This is a genomic window from Pseudomonas sp. PA27(2017) (genome assembly GCF_001945445.1).
Lineage (GTDB): Bacteria > Pseudomonadota > Gammaproteobacteria > Pseudomonadales > Pseudomonadaceae > Aquipseudomonas.
In genome coordinates this window covers 302,694-322,511 of sequence record NZ_MSXW01000026.1, presented here as the reverse complement: position 1 = coordinate 322,511, position 19,818 = coordinate 302,694, and the positions used below count along the sequence as shown (strand labels likewise).

Genomic DNA, 19,818 nt, shown 5'->3' with positions numbered 1-19,818 from the left:
ATGTCCGATGCCCAAACTCGCCCGCCACTTCCTCCGTTCACCCGTGAAACCGCGATCGAGAAAGTACGACTCGCCGAAGATGGCTGGAACAGCCGCGATGCGGAAAAAGTCTCGCTCGCCTACACGCTGGACACCAAATGGCGTAACCGCGCCGAGTTCGCGACCAACCGCGAAGAAGCCAAGGGCTTTCTCACCCGCAAATGGAAGAAGGAGCTGGACTATCGCCTGATCAAGGAGCTCTGGGCCTTCACCGACAACCGCATCGCCGTGCGCTACGCCTACGAATGGCATGACGATTCGGGTAACTGGTTCCGCTCCTACGGCAACGAAAACTGGGAGTTCGAAGCCGATGGCCTGATGCACCGCCGCTTCGCCTGCATCAACGACATGCCCATCAAGGAAAGCGAACGCAAGTTCCACTGGCCGCTGGGTCGCCGCCCGGATGATCACCCAGGCCTGACCGAGCTGGGCCTGTAAGCCTCGGCTTGTCGGATAGAAAGAGCCCCCAACGGCAGCGCTGATCGGGGGCTTTTTCATGCTTGTTGGAACGGCATGGAGCCTTGACCCGCTCCAGCGTGGCGCGTTTGCCGGGGCAGGCAGTCTGCCAGGCTCAGACGCTGCGCGTGACCCCGCCATCGACCCTGATGTTCTGGCCCGTGATGTAAGCCGCGCCGGTGCTTGCCAGAAACGCGACGGTGGCCGCTACCTCATCGCTGGTGCCATAGCGTTGCAGCGGCACGCCCTGGCGGCGCTCTTCGGTGGCTGGAAGGCTGTCGATCCAGCCGGGCAACACGTTGTTGATGCGAATGTTGTCCTTGGCATAGGTGTCGGCGAATACCTTGCTGAACGAGGCGAGGCCTGCGCGGAACACAGCCGAAGTCGGGAACAGGTCGCTGGGCTCGAACGTCCATGCGGAGGAAATGTTGATGATCACCCCGTCCTGCTGTTTCTGCATGATCGGCGTAACCAGGCGCGCCGGGCGTACGGCATTCAGAAAGTAGGTTTCCATGCCTTGCTGCCAGTCTTCATCGGTAAGCTCCAGGATGGGCTTGCGCGGGCCGTGGCCTGCACTGTTCACCAGCACATCGATGCGGCCCCATTTGGCGACCACGGCATCGACCAGGCGCTGAAGATCCTCGACTGACTGGTTGCTCCCCGTCACGCCGATACCACCCAACGCGTTGGCCAGGGCTTCGCCTTTACCGGACGACGATAGAATAGCGACCTTGAAACCGTCCGCCGCCAGGCGCTTCGCGACCGTGGCGCCCATGCCACTGCCAGCGGCAGTGATGATCGCAACTTTTTCTTCAGGCATGCTGCCTCCCAGAGGATGAAACTGCGGTGATGCAGATAACGCCACACTAGCAGCCGCCCGGTATGTGAGGGAGGTAGCCCGGCTTCGTCTAGCCAGTAGATTAGCTATCGGTCCCCTGGCGTTTGAGCCATTCTTTGACGACAGCTAAGTGCGCTGCCTCCGGTGCCTTGCGGGGCCACACAAGATAGAACGCTTTGTTGAGGCATAGGCGCTGCGCGAACACCTGCACCAGCCTGCCGGCGGCAATGTCATCCTTCACGAATGCATAGGTGGCGAGGGTTATCCCTTGCCCGCCTATGGCGGCCTCGATAGCCAGTGAGGTCTGGTTGAAGTGCAGGTTTCTGGCCGACGGCAACGGGTGTTCCTGAAAAACCATGGCCGTGAACTCTGGCCAGAAGTTATGTGCATCATGCAGTGCGACAAAGCCCTGCAAGGCTTCGAAGGAGTCTGGGTGGCCCTTGTCCTCGAGCAGCCTTGGGCTCGCCACCGCCACGATCTGCTGCTCCATCAGCAGCTCGGCATTGAGCCCCGGGCCAAATGGCGGTTGGCCGTAACGCACGGCGATATCGACGCCATCGGTCTGGAAGTGAGAAAGGCGCTCGGTGGCCAGTAATCGCAGATCGATATCCGGATTGCTCTCTGCGAAGTTGCCGAGCCTCGGTATCAACCATTTGGAGGCGAACGTGGGCGTAACGCTCACCGTGAGTTGCGACGACTCCGGGCGCAACAGGCGTGTCGCCTCGTCGATCATCGTCAACGCTCTGCGCACGCTCTCGCTGTAGCTCCTGCCGGCATCGGTCAGCCCCAGGCCGCGTGGTAGCCGCTCGAACAAGCGAATATCCAGGCTCGCCTCCAGCCCACGGATCTGTTGCGCCACTGCGGCCTGGGTCACGCCCAGCTCTTCGGCGGCGATACGGAAATTCAGGTGGCGCGCCACCACTTCGAGTACGCGCAATGCGTTGAGCGATGGCAAGCCGGGAAAGCCTGTCTGCATGGTGATGGATTTTCTATTGGCTGTGAAAAGCCTCTCTGTCTCTCTGCAGAGCGCATGGGCTTGTTAGGCTTTGCAGCCTGTAGCGCCGAGGCTACGCCTGCTGTCAGGCAATGGGAAGCCGCCGCCAGTAGTAAATCCATCTCCAGAGTCGGAGCTGCCATGAACAAGTCTGCCATCGCCGTGTGCGCTTTTCTGGGCGTGATCTGGGGCAGCAATTTCATTTTCGTCAAAATGGCTGCGGCGTTCATTTCACCGTTGCAGATCACTTTGCTGCGCGTGCTGTTCGGGTTCATCCCGGTGCTGATCTATGCCGTCTTCACCGGCGCGATGCGTCGTGAACACTGCAAACATGCCCACCACTTTCTGGTCATGTCATTGCTGGCCACCGCGCTCTACTACTTCGCCTTCGCCGAAGGGACGGCCTTACTCGATAGCAGCATCGCCGGCATGCTGGGTGGTGCGATTCCCTTGTTCACCTTTCTCTGCGCCTGGCTCTTTCTCCGCAGTGAACGGCTGACCCGGCTGAAGACACTCGGCATCGGCCTCGGTTTTCTCGGCATCATCGTGGTCGCCAAGCCCTGGTCGGCACAGGGCGGTATCGATCCTAAGGGCATCATCTACATGATTCTCGGCTCATTGAGCGTGGGTTGCTCATTCGTCTACGCCAAGCGCTTCATCAGCCCTTTGGGGCTGCCACCCGTTGCGCTCGTCACCTACCAGATCGGCATCGCGCTTGGCTTGCTGACAATCGTCACGCCCCTGCACGGCATTGGCGCCGTGTTCGATGACACCCGGGCCTGGGTAGGACTGGTCTTCGGGCTCGGCCTGCTGGGAAACGGAGCGGCCTATCTTGCCTACTACTTCATCGTCGATGCCGTGGGGGCACTGGCAGCGTCTGCCGTGACCTACATCCCGCCAGTGATCGCCCTGCTGATCGGCTTCTTGCTTGGCGAACCGGTAACGGCAAGCGCCTGGTTCGCCATCGCGATTATTTTGGCAGGTGTTGCGCTGGTGCAGCTGTCGGGCAATCAGGGGGCAGGTCGGCCTGCAGCTAAAGGCATCTGATGCCTGGAGCTCTGGCGGTAGGGGCAAAGCCGCTACGGTCAGCGCCTTTCACCAGGATGGTCAAACCCATGGCGCTTATCCCAAGCGTCTGCTGTTGGGCTGGATACGGTTGCTTGCGGCAGGCTGCTATCGGCCAGGAACGAACCTTCGGCATCGCAATCCCCATCCGCACCTCAGCACTCACAAATTGGGCCAGTGACGCTAGCCGGAGAAAAGCGCTGACCACCGATCGCCGAACAGTGCGATGACCAGACCCGCGAGCATCACCATCGCCCCGATCAACTTGATGGGAGACACCGGCCTTTCCAATGCCCCCATCAAGCCGAAATGATCGATAACCAGTGACGAAATGATCTGCCCGGCGATAGCGATGCCGAGCAGGGCTGACAGACCGATCTTCGGCGCAAGCACCACATAACTGAGCAGCGCAGCGGCACCCAGCAAACCGCCCAGCAGGCTCCACAAGGGCTGGGCAGGGATAGCCGCCAGTGAGGCCACTATCGCGCCTCGCATTAATGAGAAGATGCCCAGGCATACTGCGCCGGCAGTGAAAGAGAACAGCGCCGCCGCCACGGAATCCCCACCCACACCTTTAGCGAGTTGGCCATTGAGTGTGGTCTGCAGGGTTATGCCGATTCCCGCACAGACGGCCAGCAGGTAGTAGGCTGCGTTCATCTCACGCCCCTTACTTGGCTGACTCGAGCGGCAGGAATGTCTCGGCAAACATATCCGGCTGATAGCCTGCAGCAGCAAACAGATGCTCACGGGACTCGTCGATCGCCGCACGCAGCCTTTCGCTGTCCACGCCCAGCACTTTGCCGCCGCGTTTGACGATACGCCCGCCAATCATGACCGTGTCGACATTGCTGCGCTCGGCTGCATGTACCACGGTGCCGAAGGCGTTGCCTGACGGGTAAAGGTTGAGGTCCTGCGCGTTGATAAGGATCAGGTCCGCCTGTTTGCCGGGAACCAGGCTGCCGACTTTGTCCTGTAAGCCGGCACAGACGGCGCCGTCGACAGTCGCGGCTTTGAGCAGGCCGTGGGCGGGCAGGGTCACTACTGGACTATGGCCTTCACCGCAGCAGCGCTGCTGGTGCATGCCCATGACGCGTTGCAGGTAGAACGCCACCCGCATCTCCATGAACATGTCGCCGCTGTAGGAGGTTTCATTATCGACGCTCAGCCCCGGGCTGATGCCGTGACGCTGGGCCGACTGCATGGCGAACATTCCATCTTCAATGCCGTAGTGAGCATCTGAGCGTGGGCATACGTTGACTCTCACTCCAGCCTCGCGAAGGATCTTCCAGCCGGCGTCCGGCAGTGTGGTGCAGTGGTTGAAGATGTTGTCGGAGCGCAGCAGGCCTTCGCGATGCAAACCTTCCAACTTAGCAGCCATGTCTCCGCCAAAAAACTCGGTGATGATCGGCAGCCCCAGGCGTCGGGCCTCAGCCCACAGCTCAGGTTCCAGCTGCGCCATCACCGCCAGAGAGAGCAGCGGGTTGTCACCGTTCTTGATGTATTTTTCCTGCAGGCGCGCCAGGTTGCCCGGCCAGTGGGCTTTGTCCCACTCACCCGCAACCGGCGTCCCCGAGGCGTGTACGGCGCGTATACCAGCGTCAAGCAGCGCCTCGACCGCAGCGTCGGAGTGAGCGCCGGTGCGGCTGTTGTGCGAGTTGTCCACCAGGGTCGTGATACCGGCATCGATGCAGCCCAATGCACTCAACAGGTTGCCGATATACATATCCGCCGGACGATAGTATTTGGCGAACGAGAAGTGCGTGGCGTTGCAGTAGTCTTCCAGGGTGGCAGCATTCGGATTGATTCGACGCAGTTGTCCTTCCCAGGAGTGACGGTGCGTATCGACCATGCCCGGCATGGCGATCATGCCGGATGCCTCGATCACAACAGCGTCGCCGGCTTCGAGATTTTCGCCGATGGCCGCGATGGTGCTGCCTTCGATGAGGATATCGCCACGCGCCAGATTGCCGACGTCCCCGTCCATGCTCAGCACTGTGGCGCCGCGGATAAGTGTGCGGGCGGCCGGAGCGGCCGGGGCCTGCACGATGCTGCGGTTGTAGTCCGCCATATCAGTACACCTCTTCAAATTTCGTTGGAAGAAATGTACGCAAGACAGTACTGCGGGAAAAAGATGGTTAAACTGTTTTAATTATTCAGTATTGGCGAATAATAACGCTTTTCCCGATCACTGGTTTGAGGTTGCCAGCCGCCATGGACCGTATTCAAGCGATGCAGGTTTTCGTCCGTGTGGCTGAGGCAGGAAGCTTCATCCAGGCGGCGCAGACGCTCTCTTTACCGGCCTCGACGGTCACCAGCAGCGTTAAAAATCTTGAGAAATACTTGCAAGTGCGCCTGCTCAACCGAACAACACGGCGGGTCAGCCTTACGCCGGAAGGCGCACAATATTTGGCGCAATGCCGGGAAATATTGGAGCTGATCGAACAAACGGAGACCAGCCTGACGGATTCCGTAAAACGGCCGCAGGGGCGTTTGCGTGTCGATATGCCGGGCGGCATTGCCCACTTCATTGTCATGCCGAATCTGTACGACTTTTACCGGCGCTACCCGGATATCTACCTGATGATAGGTGTGAATGATCGACAGGTTGATCTGGTTCAGGAGAGCGTCGATTGCGTGATTCGTACCGGCGAGCTCCATGATTCGACGCTCGTTGCGCGCCCACTCGGCCGGTTTCGCTGGGTGACCTGTGCGTCTGCCGCCTATCTCGAAGAGAACGGTACTCCGCAAACGCCACAGGATTTGTCTCACCATCGTGCCATCCATTACTTCTCGAGCCGCGCACGGCAAGCGGGCGAAATGCGCTTCGCCCGTGGCACTGAAAAGATCTCGGTCCCGGTAAGCGGGACTGCAGCCGTCAACGAGACGGGGCTGTACATCAAAATGTGCCTTGAAGGCTTTGGGCTGGTGCAGCTTGCCGAGAACGTTGTCAGCGAGCATCTGCGAGAAGGGCGGCTGGTCGAAGTGCTTGCTGACTGGCAACCGGCTTCGGTTCCCGTACACCTGCTATATCCGCATCAACGGTTTCTTTCGCCAGCCGTGAGCGCATTCGCTGACTGGATCGCCGGGCTTATCCGAGATGAAAATCGGTAAGTTGCTAGCAGGGGAAAACGATCTGACTTTTGATGCTAGTTCATCTAAATCTTCTTGGCTTCGCCGATGCTTCCAATCCCATTGTCTAGCCGTTGTAAACGTGCGCTGCTAGCCGCAGGTGTACGCCGTTGAAGGGCTGTCTCCGGGCAGAAGGACGCTGATGGTCAATCAATAAGAAAACAGCTCTGAGAGCTCGAAAGATATTTCAGACGGTGCCATTTTTTGAGACTGCTCACGTCAAGCGGGCTGTCTCTAAGAACCTGTTCACGATCTTTTTTGGGCAGCACAAAGAGAGCGCTACAAGGCAAAAACGGCCGCACAAACCAACCTGTGGGAGCCCCGACCTCGGGGAGAAACGATTGCAGCCTGACAGCCTATCGGCGGTGCCTGACTAATTCGCCGCGAGGTCGCGGCTCCCACAAAAACGGGCCAAGTTCTTAGAGCCTGTTCATAATTAAGCCCAGGTTCGGCGACTTTGGCGGCGTTAGCGGTCGTTCCCAGATCCACTGTGGGAGCGCACCATGCGCGCGAAAACTCGCGGGCATGGACTAGGCGTCCCCGCCCGCACCCACAGATACTGCGCTGATGTCCGCTTCTGCCTTGGAGTTGCCGCTTCATGCGCAGATAAGACTTTGAACAGGCTCTAAGCGCCCAGAGAGTTTAAAAGGTACCGCGAAGGGTCAACATGTAGTTGCGCGGTGCACCGTACCAGTTGCCTTTGGCACTGCTATCGACAGTCTGGTAGTAGTTCTTGTCGAACAGGTTGTTGCCGTTTAGCGCCGCTGTCCAGTGTTCATCGAGGCGGTATTCGACCAGTGCATTCCAAACTGCATAGCCAGCTTGGGTGTAATTGTAGCTGTTGGTGCTGGGGCTCAGCGAGCCGTCGCCCAGGCGACGCTGGACATTGCCGCTAACGTAGTTGCTGCTCTGCACCGTCGCCCCAAGGCCGAGCTTCCAGTCTTCGAACTGGCCAGGCAGCTGGTAGGTGGTGAAGAACTTGAACAGGTGCTTTGGCGTTTGCGTACTAAGCGGCTTGCCAACTGCAGTGTCGTCTCCGACTTTACGCTGTTCGTTGATGTTGAAGGTGTAACCGGCGGTCAGTTGCCAGCCTGGTGTCAGCTCCCCGGATATCTCGGTATCCAAGCCCTTGCTGATATTTTCTCCGCCCGCGACATAGCAGCAGTTGTTGGCGGATGAACCCTCGTAAAACTGCTGGATCGCGTTGTTTCCCTGTTTGGCGTAGTACAGCGCCGAAGACAGCTGAAGGCGCCCGTTGAACAGCTCGCCTTTGGTTCCCACCTCGTAGGTGTCACCGGTGATTGCTTCAAGTGGAGCGTAGGAGCTGTCGAGGAATTCAGTCTGTGACTTGTAGATTTGTGCGTAGCTCGCGTACAGCGACCACGCCGGATTCATTTCATACACGACTCCGCCATAGGGCGTGACGATGCCACTTTCGCGACCGCCATTCTTGCGGTCCGTGCCGAACGATGGCACGAGAACGTCGACGGTGTTGGCGTAGTCCGAGTAGCGAGCGCCGATTATGAGTTTAAGAGGGTCGGCAAGGTGCAGGCGGACGGTCGAATAAGCGCCACTCTTGCGGATGTTCCACGCAGGGTTTTCGTAATACAGCGGCGGGGTTCCCGGTTTCGGCAACGACCCGACATCAGTAGCGAAAATGTCGACCGGAGTCGTTACCGTCCAGTCACTGAGGTCCGAGTAGCTGCGCTTGATATCGGAGTAGTCAACGCCGAAGAGCACTTCGTGGCTGCGACCGAATGCAGCGAACGTGCCCTGCAGGTTGGCGTCGAACAGATCCTGATCATTGGTATAACCGCGGATGAAACGCTGGAATGTCGGGCCTGCCAGGGTGTCGGGATTGACGGGCTCCTCGACCTGGCCGAGGTCCTGCTGGGTATCGTATTTGGCGCGCATGAAACTGGCGTTGATTTTCCAGTCTTGCGTGAAGTTGTGGTCGACTTTTACGAAGGCTTCAGTTCTTTTGTAATTATTGCTCGACCAGTCCGCCGAGAGCTTCGTGCTGCGTGACAGACCCAGCGCTTCGCCAGTGCTGAAGCGCGGCAGGCCACTCTCCCAATAACCGTCCTGGTCACGCCATTCGTAGATTCCGCCGACACTCACTTGAGTGTCAGGTGTCAGGTCAGCCTCTAAAACACCGTAAAGCACATGCTTGTCGCTGTCGGCGCCACCGTAGAAATAGCGCTTGTCTTCTTGCGAGGCCGCCAGCCGCCCGCGCAGTGCACCGTCGAAGGCGAGTGGGCCGGTGGCATCCACCTCGGTGCGGTAGTTGTCCCAGCTCCCGGCTGAAGTGCTGGCCTTTAGCTGTGGCTCGGACAGTGCGCGCTTGCGTACCAGGTTGATGGCGCCCGCAGGCTCGCCGGTTCCCCCGAACAATCCGTCGGAGCCGCGAAGCACCTGAATGCTGTCGTAGGCCGTCGTGTCTGCCAGGGTGTCGTAGGTCTGTTCCCTGAATGCCGGAGCGCCGCCATCGACCTGGATGTTGGTGAGGTTGAAGCCACGCGAGAGGATCTTGGTATTGCTGTCGTTACCGCCGATCAGGGTGATGCCGGTGGTTTGATCGAGCACTTGAGCCAGATTGGTCAGGTTCTGATCCTCGATTCGCTGGCGCGTAATGACGGAGACGGACTGCGGCGTTTCACGCAGGCTATGCGGTGCTTTACTGCCCACTGCGACCGAACCTGTAGTGTAGGAACCGGTGTTCTCGGTCGCTCCGGTCAGGTCGGTAATGCCGGTAATATCCGTGCCGGGCAGCTCGATGCTCCCGGCCGAAGCCGTACTCGGCGCTGGCGCCAGACGGTAACCGCCTTCACCCAGTTTTACTGCCTGAAGACCACTGCCTACAAGCAATTGCTTTAGTGCCTCGTCGAGGCTGTAGCTGCCATGTAATCCAGCGCTGCGCTTGCCTGCCAAATCGGCGGATTCGAAGGCAATGTTCAAACCGGTATCACGGCTCAGCTGAGTCAGCGCCGAATCCAGCGAGCCGGCGGAAATGGCCAACGCATGGTTCGCGCTGTTGGGCTGCGCCGCAGCCACGATCGGAGCGAAGGTAAGGCCGAGTCCGACACACAAGATGGCACGGCGGATGGCGAGGCATAGCGATGAGTTGTTGGGCACGATGATTCTCATTGGCATTCGGAGTGTTCTGACCTATATGCCGGACCAGAACGAAAACTCCTTCACGATCACGAGATTTTTTGCGTGTGCATCGCGCTAAGCGCTCAGGCGGATCCAGTAACGAGTGAGAGCGTGCATACGCAGGCCCTGCGCCTGCACCAGAAAAAGTAGGGTGGCATCGGTATCGGCAAGATTGAAGTTGCCGTTGATACGGCGCTCAGCTATCTCGGGGGCGCACCCGAGATAGCCATTGCGATGGCGGCCAAGTTCGCGCAGAACCTGGGCCAATGGCATATCGCGCGCCACCAGCAGGCCATCGCACCAAGCGGCCACATCTGCTGCATTGCCCGGTTCCTGCTCAACGCCGGAAGTCGTCAGCCGCCAGATTTGGCCCGCTTGTGCGATGGTTGGATTACCTACTCGCGGCCGGATACCAACCTGACCTTCCATGACACTCAGACTGCAGGTCCGATCGTCCAGGCGCACGCTGAAGCGGGTGCCCAGCGCCTCGAATGCTCCGAGTGCAGTGGACACGGTCAACGGTCTACGCAAAGACGTTTTCGAATCACTGCCACTGATCACGTGCAGCTCACCTCGCAACAGTTCAAGCTCTCGGCTGACTGCGTCGAAGCGCAGACGCACAGCGCTGTCAGTATTGAGATCGAGCAGGCTGCCGTCCTCCAGATGCCAGCGTCGACGTTCGCCAACCCTGGTGCTGAAGTCGGCCACCAGTCGCTGCCACGGCGTGGTCTCGTAAGCTGTCCAGCTTGTACCGCCTGCCGCCGCGAACAAGGTAAGAAACTTGAGCATCTGCCGACGTTGCAGCCTTGCCTCCGGCAGCCTGTCCATGGCCTGCATGGCCAGCCCGGCAGGCATACCTGCAAAACGACCACCCAGACTCTGGATGCGCTCCCAGGCTTGCCGATGCTCTTCTCCTCGGGCAAGCCAATCATTGAACGCCAGACGGGTGGCCTCTTCGGGCTGATTGTAAGTCAGGCGAATGGACCACTCGATGGCTTGATCGACTATCTCTTTCGGGAGCGCAGGAGGTGCCACGCCGCTCACGGGTTAATCTCGAACGCCAGTCGGTAGCAGTTGCGCAAGGCCATGGCAATGTCGCGCTCGACCGTGGACAGAGATACGCCCAGGCGCTCGGCAATTCGTGGACAGGTCATGCCGTCCAACTGAGCGAGCAGGAAGGCTTCCCGAGCCCGGGGCGGTATCTCATCGAGTAGCTGATCGATGGCAATCAGCGACTCGATTGCCAGGGCACTGGTTTCAGGTGAAGGCACTTCGACCTCAGGCAGATGTGCGAGGGTCTCCAGCCAGGCGCGTTCGACATCGCGTCGACGCCAAAGGTCGACCGCCAGCCCACGGGCGATGGTGCGCAAGTAAGCACGGGGCTCAAGCAAAGCTTGTGCATGGCGGCGCTGTAATACCCGCACGAAGGTATCTTGAGCGAGGTCGGCAGCATCGGCAGCGTTGTTCAACCGATGATTCAACCAACCCCGCAGCCAGCTGTGATGCTCGACATAGAGATGCTCGATGGGATGTCTGCCGGACATGCTATTCCTGCCAAAAGGCTGATAAATGATAAGCGATCGCATTATTGCTGGCATCATGCCGGTAGGCTAGCTCTTTTGGTAGTACGGCAATCGTTCAGCGCCCGAATCAGCCAATTGAGACCGATTGCTCCCATCTCAAAATCCCACCGTATAGGCGGCAAGGTCACAGCCCGCGCGCTACCTTTTGCTGGTAAAGCACTCATTTCCAGGGCATGTCATCAGGAATGTTCAGCGTCTTGACGATTGACTCAGCTGTAGAAGCTCGAAGGCGCCACGCCGAACTGCCGGCGGAACGCGGCGGCGAACGCGCTCTGGCTTTCGTAGCCGTGCTGCAGCGCGACTTGCAGCACGGGTTGGCCTTCGGCCAGGGCTTCCAGCGAGAGCAGCAGGCGCGCCTGTTGGCGCCAGCGGCCGAAGGTGATGCCGGTGCTGCTCAGGAAGCGGCGGTGAAAGGTTTTCGGGCTCATGGCCAGGTGGTCTGCCCAGTGCTCGGCGCCATCGGCCTGCGCCGGGTTTTGTGCCAGGGCCAGGCACACGCGGGCGATGCGTTCGTCCTGCGGCCAGGGCAGGTGAAAGGGCAGTACCGGCAGGCTGCGCAGTTCATCGAGGAGAAAGCGCATCAGGCGTCCGTCCCGGCTGTCGGCGCTGTAATGGGCGGGCACCTGTGTGGCCGCCAGGATGAGTTCGCGCAGCAGGGGCGATACATCGATCACGCAGTTGCCGGTCGGCAGCCCGTCGACGGCATCGGGGTTGACGAACAGGCTGCGCATGCAGGCCTTGCCGCGGATGCGCAGGGCGTGCTCGACGCCTGCCTGCACCCACACGCCGCGGGTTGGCGGTATGACCCAGCGGCCCGCTGCGGTCTCGACCGACAGGATTCCGGATATGGCGTAGATCAGCTGCGCCCGCGGGTGGCTGTGGGCGGGCACCTTATGACCATTGGGATAGTCGACCGAAACGCCGGTAACCGGCATCACCAGCGATTCATAGGGCAGGTGGCTGTGGTCGACCATGGGCGCGTCCATTCTGTGCGGTCTGCCAGCTTAGCGGCAGTGATGACCATTTGGCGATAACGACGGACCATTTGTCGTGAGTGGTCAGCCGCCCGTCTGCCTATGCTGGGCACCTCTCTGACCGGAACTGCGCCATGAACCTTGTGCTGCCCTCGCTACCGCTACTAGCCCTGAGCTTCGGCCGGGGTCTGTCGCCGCGTGTGTGGCGCCGACTTGCGATCTCCCCCAGATCCCGGCCTTGAACAGCTCGCCATAGCGGGCAGGGGAGGTCGGCAACGCCCGTCTCCCGTTCGAGGTTCGCCCAATGCTGCGCAATCCACATTCCAAGTACCGTGCCTTTCCTTCTATCGACCTGCCCAACCGACGCTGGCCGTCGCGCCGTATCAGCCAGGCGCCGGTGTGGCTGTCCACCGACCTGCGTGACGGCAACCAGGCGCTGTTCGAGCCGATGAACCGGCAGCGCAAGCTGCAGCTGTTCGGCGAGCTGGTGCGCCTCGGTTTCAAGGAGATCGAGATGGGCTTTCCAGCCGCCTCGCGCACCGATTTCGAGATCATCCGCCAGCTCATCGACGAAGGCGGCATTCCCGACGACGTCACGCCCATGGTCATGACCCAGCTGCGCGAAGACCTGATCGACGAGACCGTGCGCGCCGTGGCTGGCGCGCGGCGGGTGATCGTGCACCTGTACAACGCCATCGCACCAGTCTGGCGGCGGGTGGTGTTCGGCCTGTCGGTGGACGAGGTAGAGCAACTGGTGGTGCGCCACGTGCAATTGCTCAAGGAAAAGGTGGCGACGCATCCCGAGACCGAATGGGTGTTGCAGTATTCCCCGGAAACCTTCTGCATGGCCGAACTGGAGGTATCGCTGCGCATGTGCAACGCCGCCATTCGCACCTGGGATGCCGGCCCCGGTCGGCCAATCATCATCAACCTGCCGACCACGGTGGAAGTGGCGACGCCCAACGTGTTCGCCGACCAGATCGAATGGATGCACGAGCGCCTGGCGCGCCGTGAGCACGTGGTGCTCTCGGTTCACCCGCACAACGACCGCGGCACCGGCGTGGCCTGCGCTGAACAGGCGCTGCTGGCTGGCGCCCAGCGGGTGGAAGGCTGCCTGTTCGGCAATGGTGAGCGCAGCGGCAATCTCGATCTGGTCACCCTGGCGCTGAATCTCTATACCCAGGGCGTCGACCCGCATCTGGATTTTTCCGATATCGCCGGTGTGGCGCGAGTCGCCGAAACCTGCACCGGGCTGCCGATCCATCCGCGTCATCCCTATGTCGGTGATCTGGTGTTCACCGCCTTTTCCGGCTCGCACCAGGATGCCATTGCCAAAGGCTTTGCCGCCCAGGATCCGAATGGCACCTGGGAAGTGCCGTACCTGCCGATCGACCCGAAAGACCTGGGGCGCACTTACGACAGCATCGTGCGGGTCAACAGCCAGTCGGGCAAAGGTGGCATCGCCTACCTGCTGCAGCGCGACCACGGCGTGTCGATGCCGCGGCGCATGCAGGTCGAGTTCAGCGCCATCGTGCAGAAGATGGCCGACAGCAGCGAAACGGAGCTGGCCAGCGCCGAGCTCTGGGCCCTGTTCCAGCGCCACTATCTGGCCCCGGCACGTGCCGGTGGCGAACTGGCCTATCTTGGCCACCAGTTGTTCGAAGACGAAGCGGGCCAGGGCGTGACGCTGGAGATCATGCTGCCGGACGGGCGCCGGCAGACGCTGCGGGGTATCGGCACCGGCCCCATCGACGCTGCCGTGGCGGCGCTGGGCCTGCCGATCCGTGTCGACAGCTACGAAGAGCGCAGCCTGGGTGGCGGTGCTGCCGCCGATGCCCTGGCGCTGGTCGAGGTGGCCTGGCCAGGTGTGGCCGGCTCGCGCTTCGGTGCCGGCAGCCACGCGAACATCGTCGTCGCCTCGATTCAGGCATTGCTGGTGGCGGTGTCACGTTTCGACGGCGGCCCGGCGCAGGTGATGCAGGGGCTGAGCTAGATCGCGGGTCGGTAGCCGTGATGCCGCGGCAGCGAAAGCGGGCGCCGCAAGGTGCTCGCCTTACACCGCCCCTTGGTAGCCTTCAATGCACAGGGCTTGCAGCAGCCTGGTTCTCCTGCGTCTGCTCGCCGGGCACGAAACGCTCGATGTCGATGACATCGATCTGGTCGGGGTGCAGGTGGCGCTGGGCGTAGCGCATCGGCAGTTCGCTGCGCAGGAACAAGGCGAACAGGTCGGCGTCGATATGCCCCTTGTCGCGTAGCGTGGCGAGGATGGCGATCGACTCCGAGAGGGTCTTGGCCTGCTTGTAGGGGCGGTCGGAGGCCGTCAGCGCTTCGAAGATGTCGGCGATGGCCATGATGCGCGCCGGGATGGACAGCTGGCTCTTGTCCAGCTTGCGCGGGTAGCCGGTGCCGAGCAGGGTTTCGTGGTGGGTGCCGGCGTATTCCGGCACGCGCTTGAGGTTCGACGGCAGCGGCAGGTTTTCCAGCATGACGATGGTCTGGATGATGTGCTCGTTGATCTTGAAGCGCTCTTCGGCGGTCAGGGTGCCCTTGCTGATGCTCAGGTTGTAGAGCTCGCCATGGTTGTAGAGGTGCTCCGGCACGCTGACCTGGAAGCCATACTTGGGGTCGAAGTCCTTGGTTTCGGGGCGTGGGAAGATGTGCTGCGGCTTGTCGGCCAGCAGCCGCTCGCGCGCCGGCAGTGGCTCGGCGGGCAGTTCGGCCACGCGCATCAATTCGGCCTGGGACAACCCCAGGCGATCATCGAAATGCCTGAGCCAGGTGCGCTCGGCAGCCTTTTGCAGGGTGCCGACGTGCTCGGGGTTCATCAGTTCGCTGCCGATGTTGCAGCCGGCGATGAAGGCGAATTCGTCCTGCAGCGCCTGGGCGGTAGCCTGGTATCGGGCGTCCGCCCGCGCCGGCTCCTGCCCGTCCCGTAGCTGCTGCAGCCGCTCGATCTGCGCGTCGCGCAGGAGCACCTCGAAGCGCATGCGCACTTCGTGGATGCGGTTGTAGATGGTTTCCAGCTTGGTGGCCTTGTCGACCACGTGCTCGGGCGTGGTGATCTTGCCGCAGTCGTGCAGCCAGGCGCCGATACGAAACTCGCGCCACTCGTCTGCGGTGGTGAAGCGAAAGCCCGCCAGTGGCCCTTCGTTCACTTCACTGGCGGCCTCGGCAAGCATCATCGCCAGTTCCGGCACGCGCTCGCAGTGGGCGCCGGTGTACGGGCTCTTGGCGTCGATGGCGCCAGCGAGAATCTCGATCATGCCGTCGATCAGCGCCCGCTGCGAATCGATCAGGTTGTGGTTTTCCAGCGCCACGGCGGCCTGGGAGGCGAGGGCGCCGATGAAAGCGACCACTGGCGGTGAGAAGGCGATGACCTCGTCGGTCTCGACGTCCAGGGCGTTCATGAACTGCAGCACGCCGATCACTTCGCCGCCGCGGGGCGCCAGGGGCACGGTGAGCATGGAGACGGTGTGGAAGCCCGAATCGCTGTCGAAGCGACGCGTCCCGCTGAGGTCGAAGCGGCTTTCGGCGTACACGTCGTCGATCACCACGGTTTCGTTGTGCAGCGCCGCGTAGGTCGACACGTGCCGTTCGTTGGGTGCGCCGCTGTGCGGATCGTGCAAGGGAATCTCGACCGTCGGCAGCTCGTCGTCCATCGAGCGCAGGGCGAAGCGCAGCGTGCCGTGTTCGGTCTTCAGGTACATGGTGGCGGCCTGGGCGTTACAGGTGCGTTTACCCTGCATCAGGATATGGCGCAGCAGGGCGTCACGGTCGCGTTCGGAGGACAGCAGCAGGCCGTTTTCCACCAGGCTGGCGAGCTTGAGCTGCGAGGCCTGCAGTGCCTGAGTCTGGCTTTGCAGGGCGGCCTTCATGTCGATGTGATTGCGGTTGAGGGTTTCGATCTCGGCGAACAGCGACGCCGGCGGCAATTCGCCGGAGAAATCCATCTGGCGGATTTTTTGCGTGTCCTGCACCAGCAGATCGATGGTGCGATCTATGCTCTGCATACCGCCCAGCACCAGCGGCATCGTGCACAACAGGATGCCCACGGACAGGCCCAGCACCAGCAATGGCGGGGCACCCAGCGTCAGGGCGAGCAGAGGCGCCAGCTGCAGCAGCAGAAACAGGGTGACGACCAGGCTCCTGCTCCTGAAGCGGAGTCTGAATCGCTGCTTGATTTGCCCTGATGACATACTGCAACCTGCGCTACGGTCCCATCGTGTACTTCACGTACCATCCGACCAGGCAACGGTGCTGCGGCTGGATGTGCAACGCTCAGTTCGACTCAGGGAATGAGAATGAAGAAGGAGAGTACTGTGTTTGCACCTTTCAGGATATGGCCACTAGCTGGCGTATTGCTAGTAAGTTCGGTTTTTGCCGCTGAACCCAGTTCGTCGATCGGTTACGTGATGAAGGTTCAGGGTGAGGCTAGCGTCACCCAGGGCGGATCGAGCCAGGCCGCGACGATCGGCACGCCGCTGTACGTCGGCAGCACGGTGAAGACCGGCCCGGCGGGCTCCATGGGCGTGACCCTCAAGGACAACACGGTGATGTCCTTCGGCCCCAACAGCGAGCTGACCCTAGACGAATTCATCTTCGACCCCGCCCAGGACGATCTGAAGCTGAGCGCCAAGATCACCCACGGCACGCTCGATTACATTTCCGGCACCATCGCCAAGCTCAAGCCGGAGGCCGTCGAGATCAACACCCCGACTGGCACCATCGGCGTGCGTGGCACGCATTTTCTCGTCAAGGTTGATTGAGGCCGACACGGCATGTTTTCCAATCCGATGCGCGCCGCTGCGCTCCTTTTCTGCGCCCTGCTGAGCACTGGCTGCGCCTCCAAATCCTACGTGGTGCTGATGGAGAGCCCCGATGGCAGCACCGGCGCCATCGAGGTTCGCACCGACAGGGGCCTGGCCCGCGTGGATCAGAAGGGTTACGGGGTCAATCTCGATGGCCGCAGCGCCACGCCGTATCAGGTCGAGCAGCCGCGCATCGACAAGGACTTCTCCGCCGCGCGGGCAGCCCAGCCGGCGCTGCCCAAGAGCTACCTGCTGTATTTCCGGACTGGCGGCGCCAAGCTGACTGCGAAATCCCAGGCGGAAATTCCCGAGATCTTGCAAACCGTGCGTGACCGCGGGCCGTCCGCGGTTTCGGTGATCGGCCATACCGACACCGTTGGCAGCAAGCTGGACAACGAAGACCTCGGCCTGCTGCGCGCCCGGGCCATCGCCCGCCAATTGCAGGACAACGGCCTGCAGGCACTGGAACTGGTGGTGACCTCCCACGGCGAGGGCAACCTGCTGGTGAAAACCCCGGACAACACGCCGGAGCCTGCCAACCGCCGGGTGGAAATCACCATCCGCTGAGCCCGCGTCACTTGCTGGCCATCACCAGCCGGCTGCCATGCTCGCCATGGCGCAGCCGTTGCAGGTGATAGGCCACCAGGCCGTCCCGGGGGCGCTGCTCGGCGAGGGTTTCGAACGCGACCAGGGCTTCGCTGGCGCCGCTCGCCAGCAGCCCGTATGCCGCTTCATAGGCGTCATCACGCTCACTCATCGGCACGACCATGGCCTCCAGCGGCTCGAACACCTGCACCGCCTCGGCCTTGCCCTTGAGCACCACCTCGCCGACCGGACGCATCGGCACCTTTGGACAGTGCTCGCGGATTGCGCCAGAGACGCAAAGCAGGGTGCCGACCTGCCCGTTCAGGCTTTCCAGCCGCGAGGTGGTGTTCACCGGATCGCCCAGGGCGCGGTAATCGAAGATCACCGAGCCGCCGAAGTTGCCCACCACCACGTCACCGCTGTGCACAGCGATGCGCGTCTGGCCGAAGGTGATGCCGCGTTCGCCCAGGGCGGCTACGTAACCCTGGGCGAAACGGTTGATCTCCAGGGCGCAGGCCAGGGCGCGCTGCTGATGATCGGCCTGGGGGATCGGCGCCGAGAACATGATCGCCACCGCATCGCCGACGATGCGATCCAGCGTACCTTCGTGGCGAAAGGCGATGCCGATAACCTGTTCCAGGTAGTCGTTGAGCAGGCTGACTGCTGCCTCGGGCGCCTGGCGCTCCATCATCGCGGTGAAACCGGTGATGTCGGTAAACACGAAGCTGCAGCTTTGCCGCTGCCCGCCGAGGGTCAGTTGCTCCGGGTGGGCGACCAGATGATTGACCAGGTTGGGCGACACGTAGCGTGAGAAAGCCGCCTGGATCCAGCGCTGCTCGCGCTCGGCAGCCATGTGGCGAACGATGCTCGCGGCGCCGTAGACCAGCATCAGGCCGAGCGACGGCGTGAACAGGTCGAGCAGTAGTCGGTGGGTCACGAAGCCGTACCAGGCCACCGCGTTCAGCGCGGCTACCAGCATGAGCATCAGTACGGCTGACACCAGGGCCGGCGCGTAAAGTGCCAGTATGCCGAGCAGCACGCCACCCAGCAGCAGGGCCAGGGCCTCCACGGCCAATGCCCAGCCGGGGCGCAGCAGCAAGGTATCGGTCAGCACCTGTTCTAGGGCCTGGGCGTGCACCTCGACGCCGGGAATGATTCCGCCCAGCGGGCTGAAGCGCAGGTCCTGCAGGCCCTGGGCCGAGGTGCCGACAAGAATGATGCTGCCGTCGACCGGCGGCGCCGAGCCGTCCAGCACCTGCCAGGCAGGAATGCTGCGACTCGCCTGCGGCCGGGAGAAATACACCCACAGCTCGCCGCTGGCTGCGGTGGGAATCTGCACACGGCCGATATCGACACGCTGCACGCCGGCCTCGCTGCTGACGATCCGGTAGCGCCCCGTGCGCTGCGCCACACGCAGCGCCTCGGCCACCAGCGAGGGGCGCAGCTCGCCGTTCAGCGACACGAAGAGCGGCACCCGGCGTACCACGCCGTCGGCGTCGGGCCTGAAGGTCATGGCGCCGATACCGCGGGCGGCCTGTTCCAGTGCCGGCAGCGGGCGCGCGGCGCCCTGGAAGGCGGGCATGAAGGCGATGGGTGAGGGGCCTTGCTGCACCATGCCGAAGCGGCTCAGCGGTGGCCCGCCATTGCGGGGGCTCTGCTCGGCGGCGAAGCCGAGCACGACATTGCTGCGTTTCAATACCTCGGCGAACTGCCCGTCATGGGCCGGCAGGGTTGCCAGCTGCGTGGCCAAGGTCGGCGGTAGCAGGTTGCCGCGAATGAGCTGCTCGGGCGAGGTGCGATCGGGCTCGGCGAACAGCACGTCGAACACCACCGCTGCCGCGCCAGCCTGCTCGAGCCGCTCCACCAGCGCCGCCACCTGGGTGCGCGGCCAGGGCCATTGGCCGATGCGCGCGAGGCTCTGTTCATCCAGGTCGACGACGCGCACCGGCGCTTCCTGATAAGGCCGCGGCTGCAAGCGTTGATACTGATCGAACACCGCATGGCGGGCCTTCTGCACCGGCACCGGGTCGAGCAGAAACACCATGAGCAGGCCCAGCAATACCGCCAGGCAGAGGCCGCCGCCTGTGCTGAACAAACGGGATCTAGGCATGCGCAAGGGCTCTGGGTGGGATGGGGAGCTGCAGCTGGGGCATGGGTTCGTACCTGAGATGCCGGGCGGACTGGGCGGCTT

The 19,818-nt window shown here is 62.0% G+C and carries 16 protein-coding genes; 6 read left to right on the top strand and 10 right to left on the bottom strand.

Features of this window, described 5'->3' with window-relative positions; all coding sequences use genetic code 11:
* On the top strand, window positions 1-477 hold the full coding sequence (locus BVH06_RS15225) for a nuclear transport factor 2 family protein (RefSeq protein ID WP_013790358.1): 477 nt from the start codon (window positions 1-3) through the stop codon (window positions 475-477).
* A 133-nt stretch (window positions 478-610) separates the two neighbouring features.
* Here BVH06_RS15225 and BVH06_RS15220 read toward each other — a convergent pair whose 3' ends face one another.
* Both BVH06_RS15220 and BVH06_RS15215 read right to left on the bottom strand, forming a co-directional pair.
* Window positions 611-1,315, bottom strand: a complete 705-nt coding sequence (locus tag BVH06_RS15220) for an SDR family oxidoreductase (RefSeq protein WP_075934608.1) — start codon at window positions 1,313-1,315, stop codon at window positions 611-613.
* A gap of 100 nt (window positions 1,316-1,415) precedes the next feature.
* Window positions 1,416-2,309 carry a LysR substrate-binding domain-containing protein gene (locus tag BVH06_RS15215; RefSeq protein ID WP_075934607.1) on the bottom strand — a complete coding sequence of 298 codons (894 nt, stop codon included), beginning with the start codon at window positions 2,307-2,309 and terminating at the stop codon, window positions 1,416-1,418.
* Window positions 2,310-2,468: 159 nt separating this feature from the next.
* Between BVH06_RS15215 and BVH06_RS15210 the strand changes: the two genes are divergently transcribed.
* Window positions 2,469-3,374, top strand: coding sequence for a DMT family transporter (locus tag BVH06_RS15210; protein ID WP_075934606.1), 906 nt, complete (start codon window positions 2,469-2,471; stop codon window positions 3,372-3,374).
* 201 nt (window positions 3,375-3,575) lie between these two features.
* On the opposite strand, the gene BVH06_RS15205 is transcribed toward BVH06_RS15210, so the two are convergent.
* Together BVH06_RS15205 and BVH06_RS15200 are read right to left on the bottom strand one after the other, a co-directional pair.
* On the bottom strand, window positions 3,576-4,049 hold the full coding sequence (locus BVH06_RS15205; protein ID WP_075934605.1) for a DMT family transporter: 474 nt from the start codon (window positions 4,047-4,049) through the stop codon (window positions 3,576-3,578).
* A 10-nt stretch (window positions 4,050-4,059) separates the two neighbouring features.
* Window positions 4,060-5,460, bottom strand: coding sequence for an amidohydrolase family protein (locus tag BVH06_RS15200; protein WP_075934604.1), 1,401 nt, complete (start codon window positions 5,458-5,460; stop codon window positions 4,060-4,062).
* A 143-nt stretch (window positions 5,461-5,603) separates the two neighbouring features.
* On the opposite strand from BVH06_RS15200, the gene BVH06_RS15195 reads away from it, so the two are divergent.
* Complete coding sequence (locus BVH06_RS15195) at window positions 5,604-6,503, top strand: LysR family transcriptional regulator (RefSeq protein ID WP_075934603.1); 900 nt, start codon at window positions 5,604-5,606, stop codon at window positions 6,501-6,503.
* Window positions 6,504-7,163: 660 nt separating this feature from the next.
* Here BVH06_RS15195 and BVH06_RS15190 read toward each other — a convergent pair.
* The 4 genes from BVH06_RS15190 to BVH06_RS15175 all read right to left on the bottom strand — a co-directional run bounded on the left by BVH06_RS15190 (window position 7,164) and on the right by BVH06_RS15175 (window position 12,234).
* Window positions 7,164-9,668: a TonB-dependent siderophore receptor gene (locus tag BVH06_RS15190; protein ID WP_075934602.1), complete on the bottom strand. Its 2,505-nt coding sequence runs from the start codon at window positions 9,666-9,668 to the stop codon at window positions 7,164-7,166.
* 84 nt (window positions 9,669-9,752) lie between these two features.
* Complete coding sequence (locus tag BVH06_RS15185; RefSeq protein ID WP_075934601.1) at window positions 9,753-10,721, bottom strand: FecR domain-containing protein; 969 nt, start codon at window positions 10,719-10,721, stop codon at window positions 9,753-9,755.
* Window positions 10,718-11,221, bottom strand: coding sequence for a sigma-70 family RNA polymerase sigma factor (locus tag BVH06_RS15180; RefSeq protein WP_075930862.1), 504 nt, complete (start codon window positions 11,219-11,221; stop codon window positions 10,718-10,720). Before BVH06_RS15180 ends, BVH06_RS15185 begins: the two co-directional genes overlap by 4 nt.
* A gap of 248 nt (window positions 11,222-11,469) precedes the next feature.
* Window positions 11,470-12,234 carry a helix-turn-helix transcriptional regulator gene (locus BVH06_RS15175; protein WP_139315650.1) on the bottom strand — a complete coding sequence of 255 codons (765 nt, stop codon included), beginning with the start codon at window positions 12,232-12,234 and terminating at the stop codon, window positions 11,470-11,472.
* A gap of 304 nt (window positions 12,235-12,538) precedes the next feature.
* Here BVH06_RS15175 and BVH06_RS15170 point away from each other — a divergent pair, with 304 nt between their 5' ends.
* The gene (locus BVH06_RS15170) at window positions 12,539-14,227 is read left to right on the top strand and encodes a 2-isopropylmalate synthase (RefSeq protein WP_075934599.1); all 1,689 of its coding nucleotides are present in this window, start codon (window positions 12,539-12,541) and stop codon (window positions 14,225-14,227) included.
* A gap of 82 nt (window positions 14,228-14,309) precedes the next feature.
* Here the strand turns inward: BVH06_RS15170 and BVH06_RS15165 are convergent, their stop codons facing one another.
* The gene (locus BVH06_RS15165; RefSeq protein ID WP_075934598.1) at window positions 14,310-16,430 is read right to left on the bottom strand and encodes an HD domain-containing phosphohydrolase; all 2,121 of its coding nucleotides are present in this window, start codon (window positions 16,428-16,430) and stop codon (window positions 14,310-14,312) included.
* A 216-nt stretch (window positions 16,431-16,646) separates the two neighbouring features.
* Here BVH06_RS15165 and BVH06_RS15160 point away from each other — a divergent pair, with 216 nt between their 5' ends.
* Together BVH06_RS15160 and BVH06_RS15155 are read left to right on the top strand one after the other, a co-directional pair.
* Entirely contained in the window at window positions 16,647-17,000 is a 354-nt protein-coding gene (locus tag BVH06_RS15160; protein WP_256575189.1) for a FecR domain-containing protein, read from the top strand.
* 12 nt (window positions 17,001-17,012) lie between these two features.
* Entirely contained in the window at window positions 17,013-17,609 is a 597-nt protein-coding gene (locus BVH06_RS15155; RefSeq protein ID WP_075930867.1) for an OmpA family protein, read from the top strand.
* 7 nt (window positions 17,610-17,616) lie between these two features.
* On the opposite strand, the gene BVH06_RS15150 is transcribed toward BVH06_RS15155, so the two are convergent.
* Window positions 17,617-19,737 (bottom strand): CHASE2 domain-containing protein, encoded by a 2,121-nt coding sequence (locus BVH06_RS15150; protein WP_075934596.1) that lies wholly within the window; start codon window positions 19,735-19,737, stop codon window positions 17,617-17,619.
* Between the last annotated feature and the right edge of the window lie 81 nt (window positions 19,738-19,818).

Coding starts and splice junctions, on each gene's coding strand:
- BVH06_RS15180 (WP_075930862.1), bottom strand. CDS start 11,221: ATGTCCGGCAGACATCCCATCGAGCATCTCTATGTCGAGCATCACAGC.
- BVH06_RS15190 (WP_075934602.1), bottom strand. CDS start 9,668: ATGAGAATCATCGTGCCCAACAACTCATCGCTATGCCTCGCCATCCGC.
- BVH06_RS15210 (WP_075934606.1), top strand. CDS start 2,469: ATGAACAAGTCTGCCATCGCCGTGTGCGCTTTTCTGGGCGTGATCTGG.
- BVH06_RS15165 (WP_075934598.1), bottom strand. CDS start 16,430: ATGTCATCAGGGCAAATCAAGCAGCGATTCAGACTCCGCTTCAGGAGC.
- BVH06_RS15200 (WP_075934604.1), bottom strand. CDS start 5,460: ATGGCGGACTACAACCGCAGCATCGTGCAGGCCCCGGCCGCTCCGGCC.
- BVH06_RS15175 (WP_139315650.1), bottom strand. CDS start 12,234: ATGGTCGACCACAGCCACCTGCCCTATGAATCGCTGGTGATGCCGGTT.
- BVH06_RS15170 (WP_075934599.1), top strand. CDS start 12,539: ATGCTGCGCAATCCACATTCCAAGTACCGTGCCTTTCCTTCTATCGAC.
- BVH06_RS15215 (WP_075934607.1), bottom strand. CDS start 2,309: ATGCAGACAGGCTTTCCCGGCTTGCCATCGCTCAACGCATTGCGCGTA.
- BVH06_RS15160 (WP_256575189.1), top strand. CDS start 16,647: ATGAAGGTTCAGGGTGAGGCTAGCGTCACCCAGGGCGGATCGAGCCAG.
- BVH06_RS15155 (WP_075930867.1), top strand. CDS start 17,013: ATGTTTTCCAATCCGATGCGCGCCGCTGCGCTCCTTTTCTGCGCCCTG.
- BVH06_RS15205 (WP_075934605.1), bottom strand. CDS start 4,049: ATGAACGCAGCCTACTACCTGCTGGCCGTCTGTGCGGGAATCGGCATA.
- BVH06_RS15195 (WP_075934603.1), top strand. CDS start 5,604: ATGGACCGTATTCAAGCGATGCAGGTTTTCGTCCGTGTGGCTGAGGCA.
- BVH06_RS15150 (WP_075934596.1), bottom strand. CDS start 19,737: ATGCCTAGATCCCGTTTGTTCAGCACAGGCGGCGGCCTCTGCCTGGCG.
- BVH06_RS15220 (WP_075934608.1), bottom strand. CDS start 1,315: ATGCCTGAAGAAAAAGTTGCGATCATCACTGCCGCTGGCAGTGGCATG.
- BVH06_RS15225 (WP_013790358.1), top strand. CDS start 1: ATGTCCGATGCCCAAACTCGCCCGCCACTTCCTCCGTTCACCCGTGAA.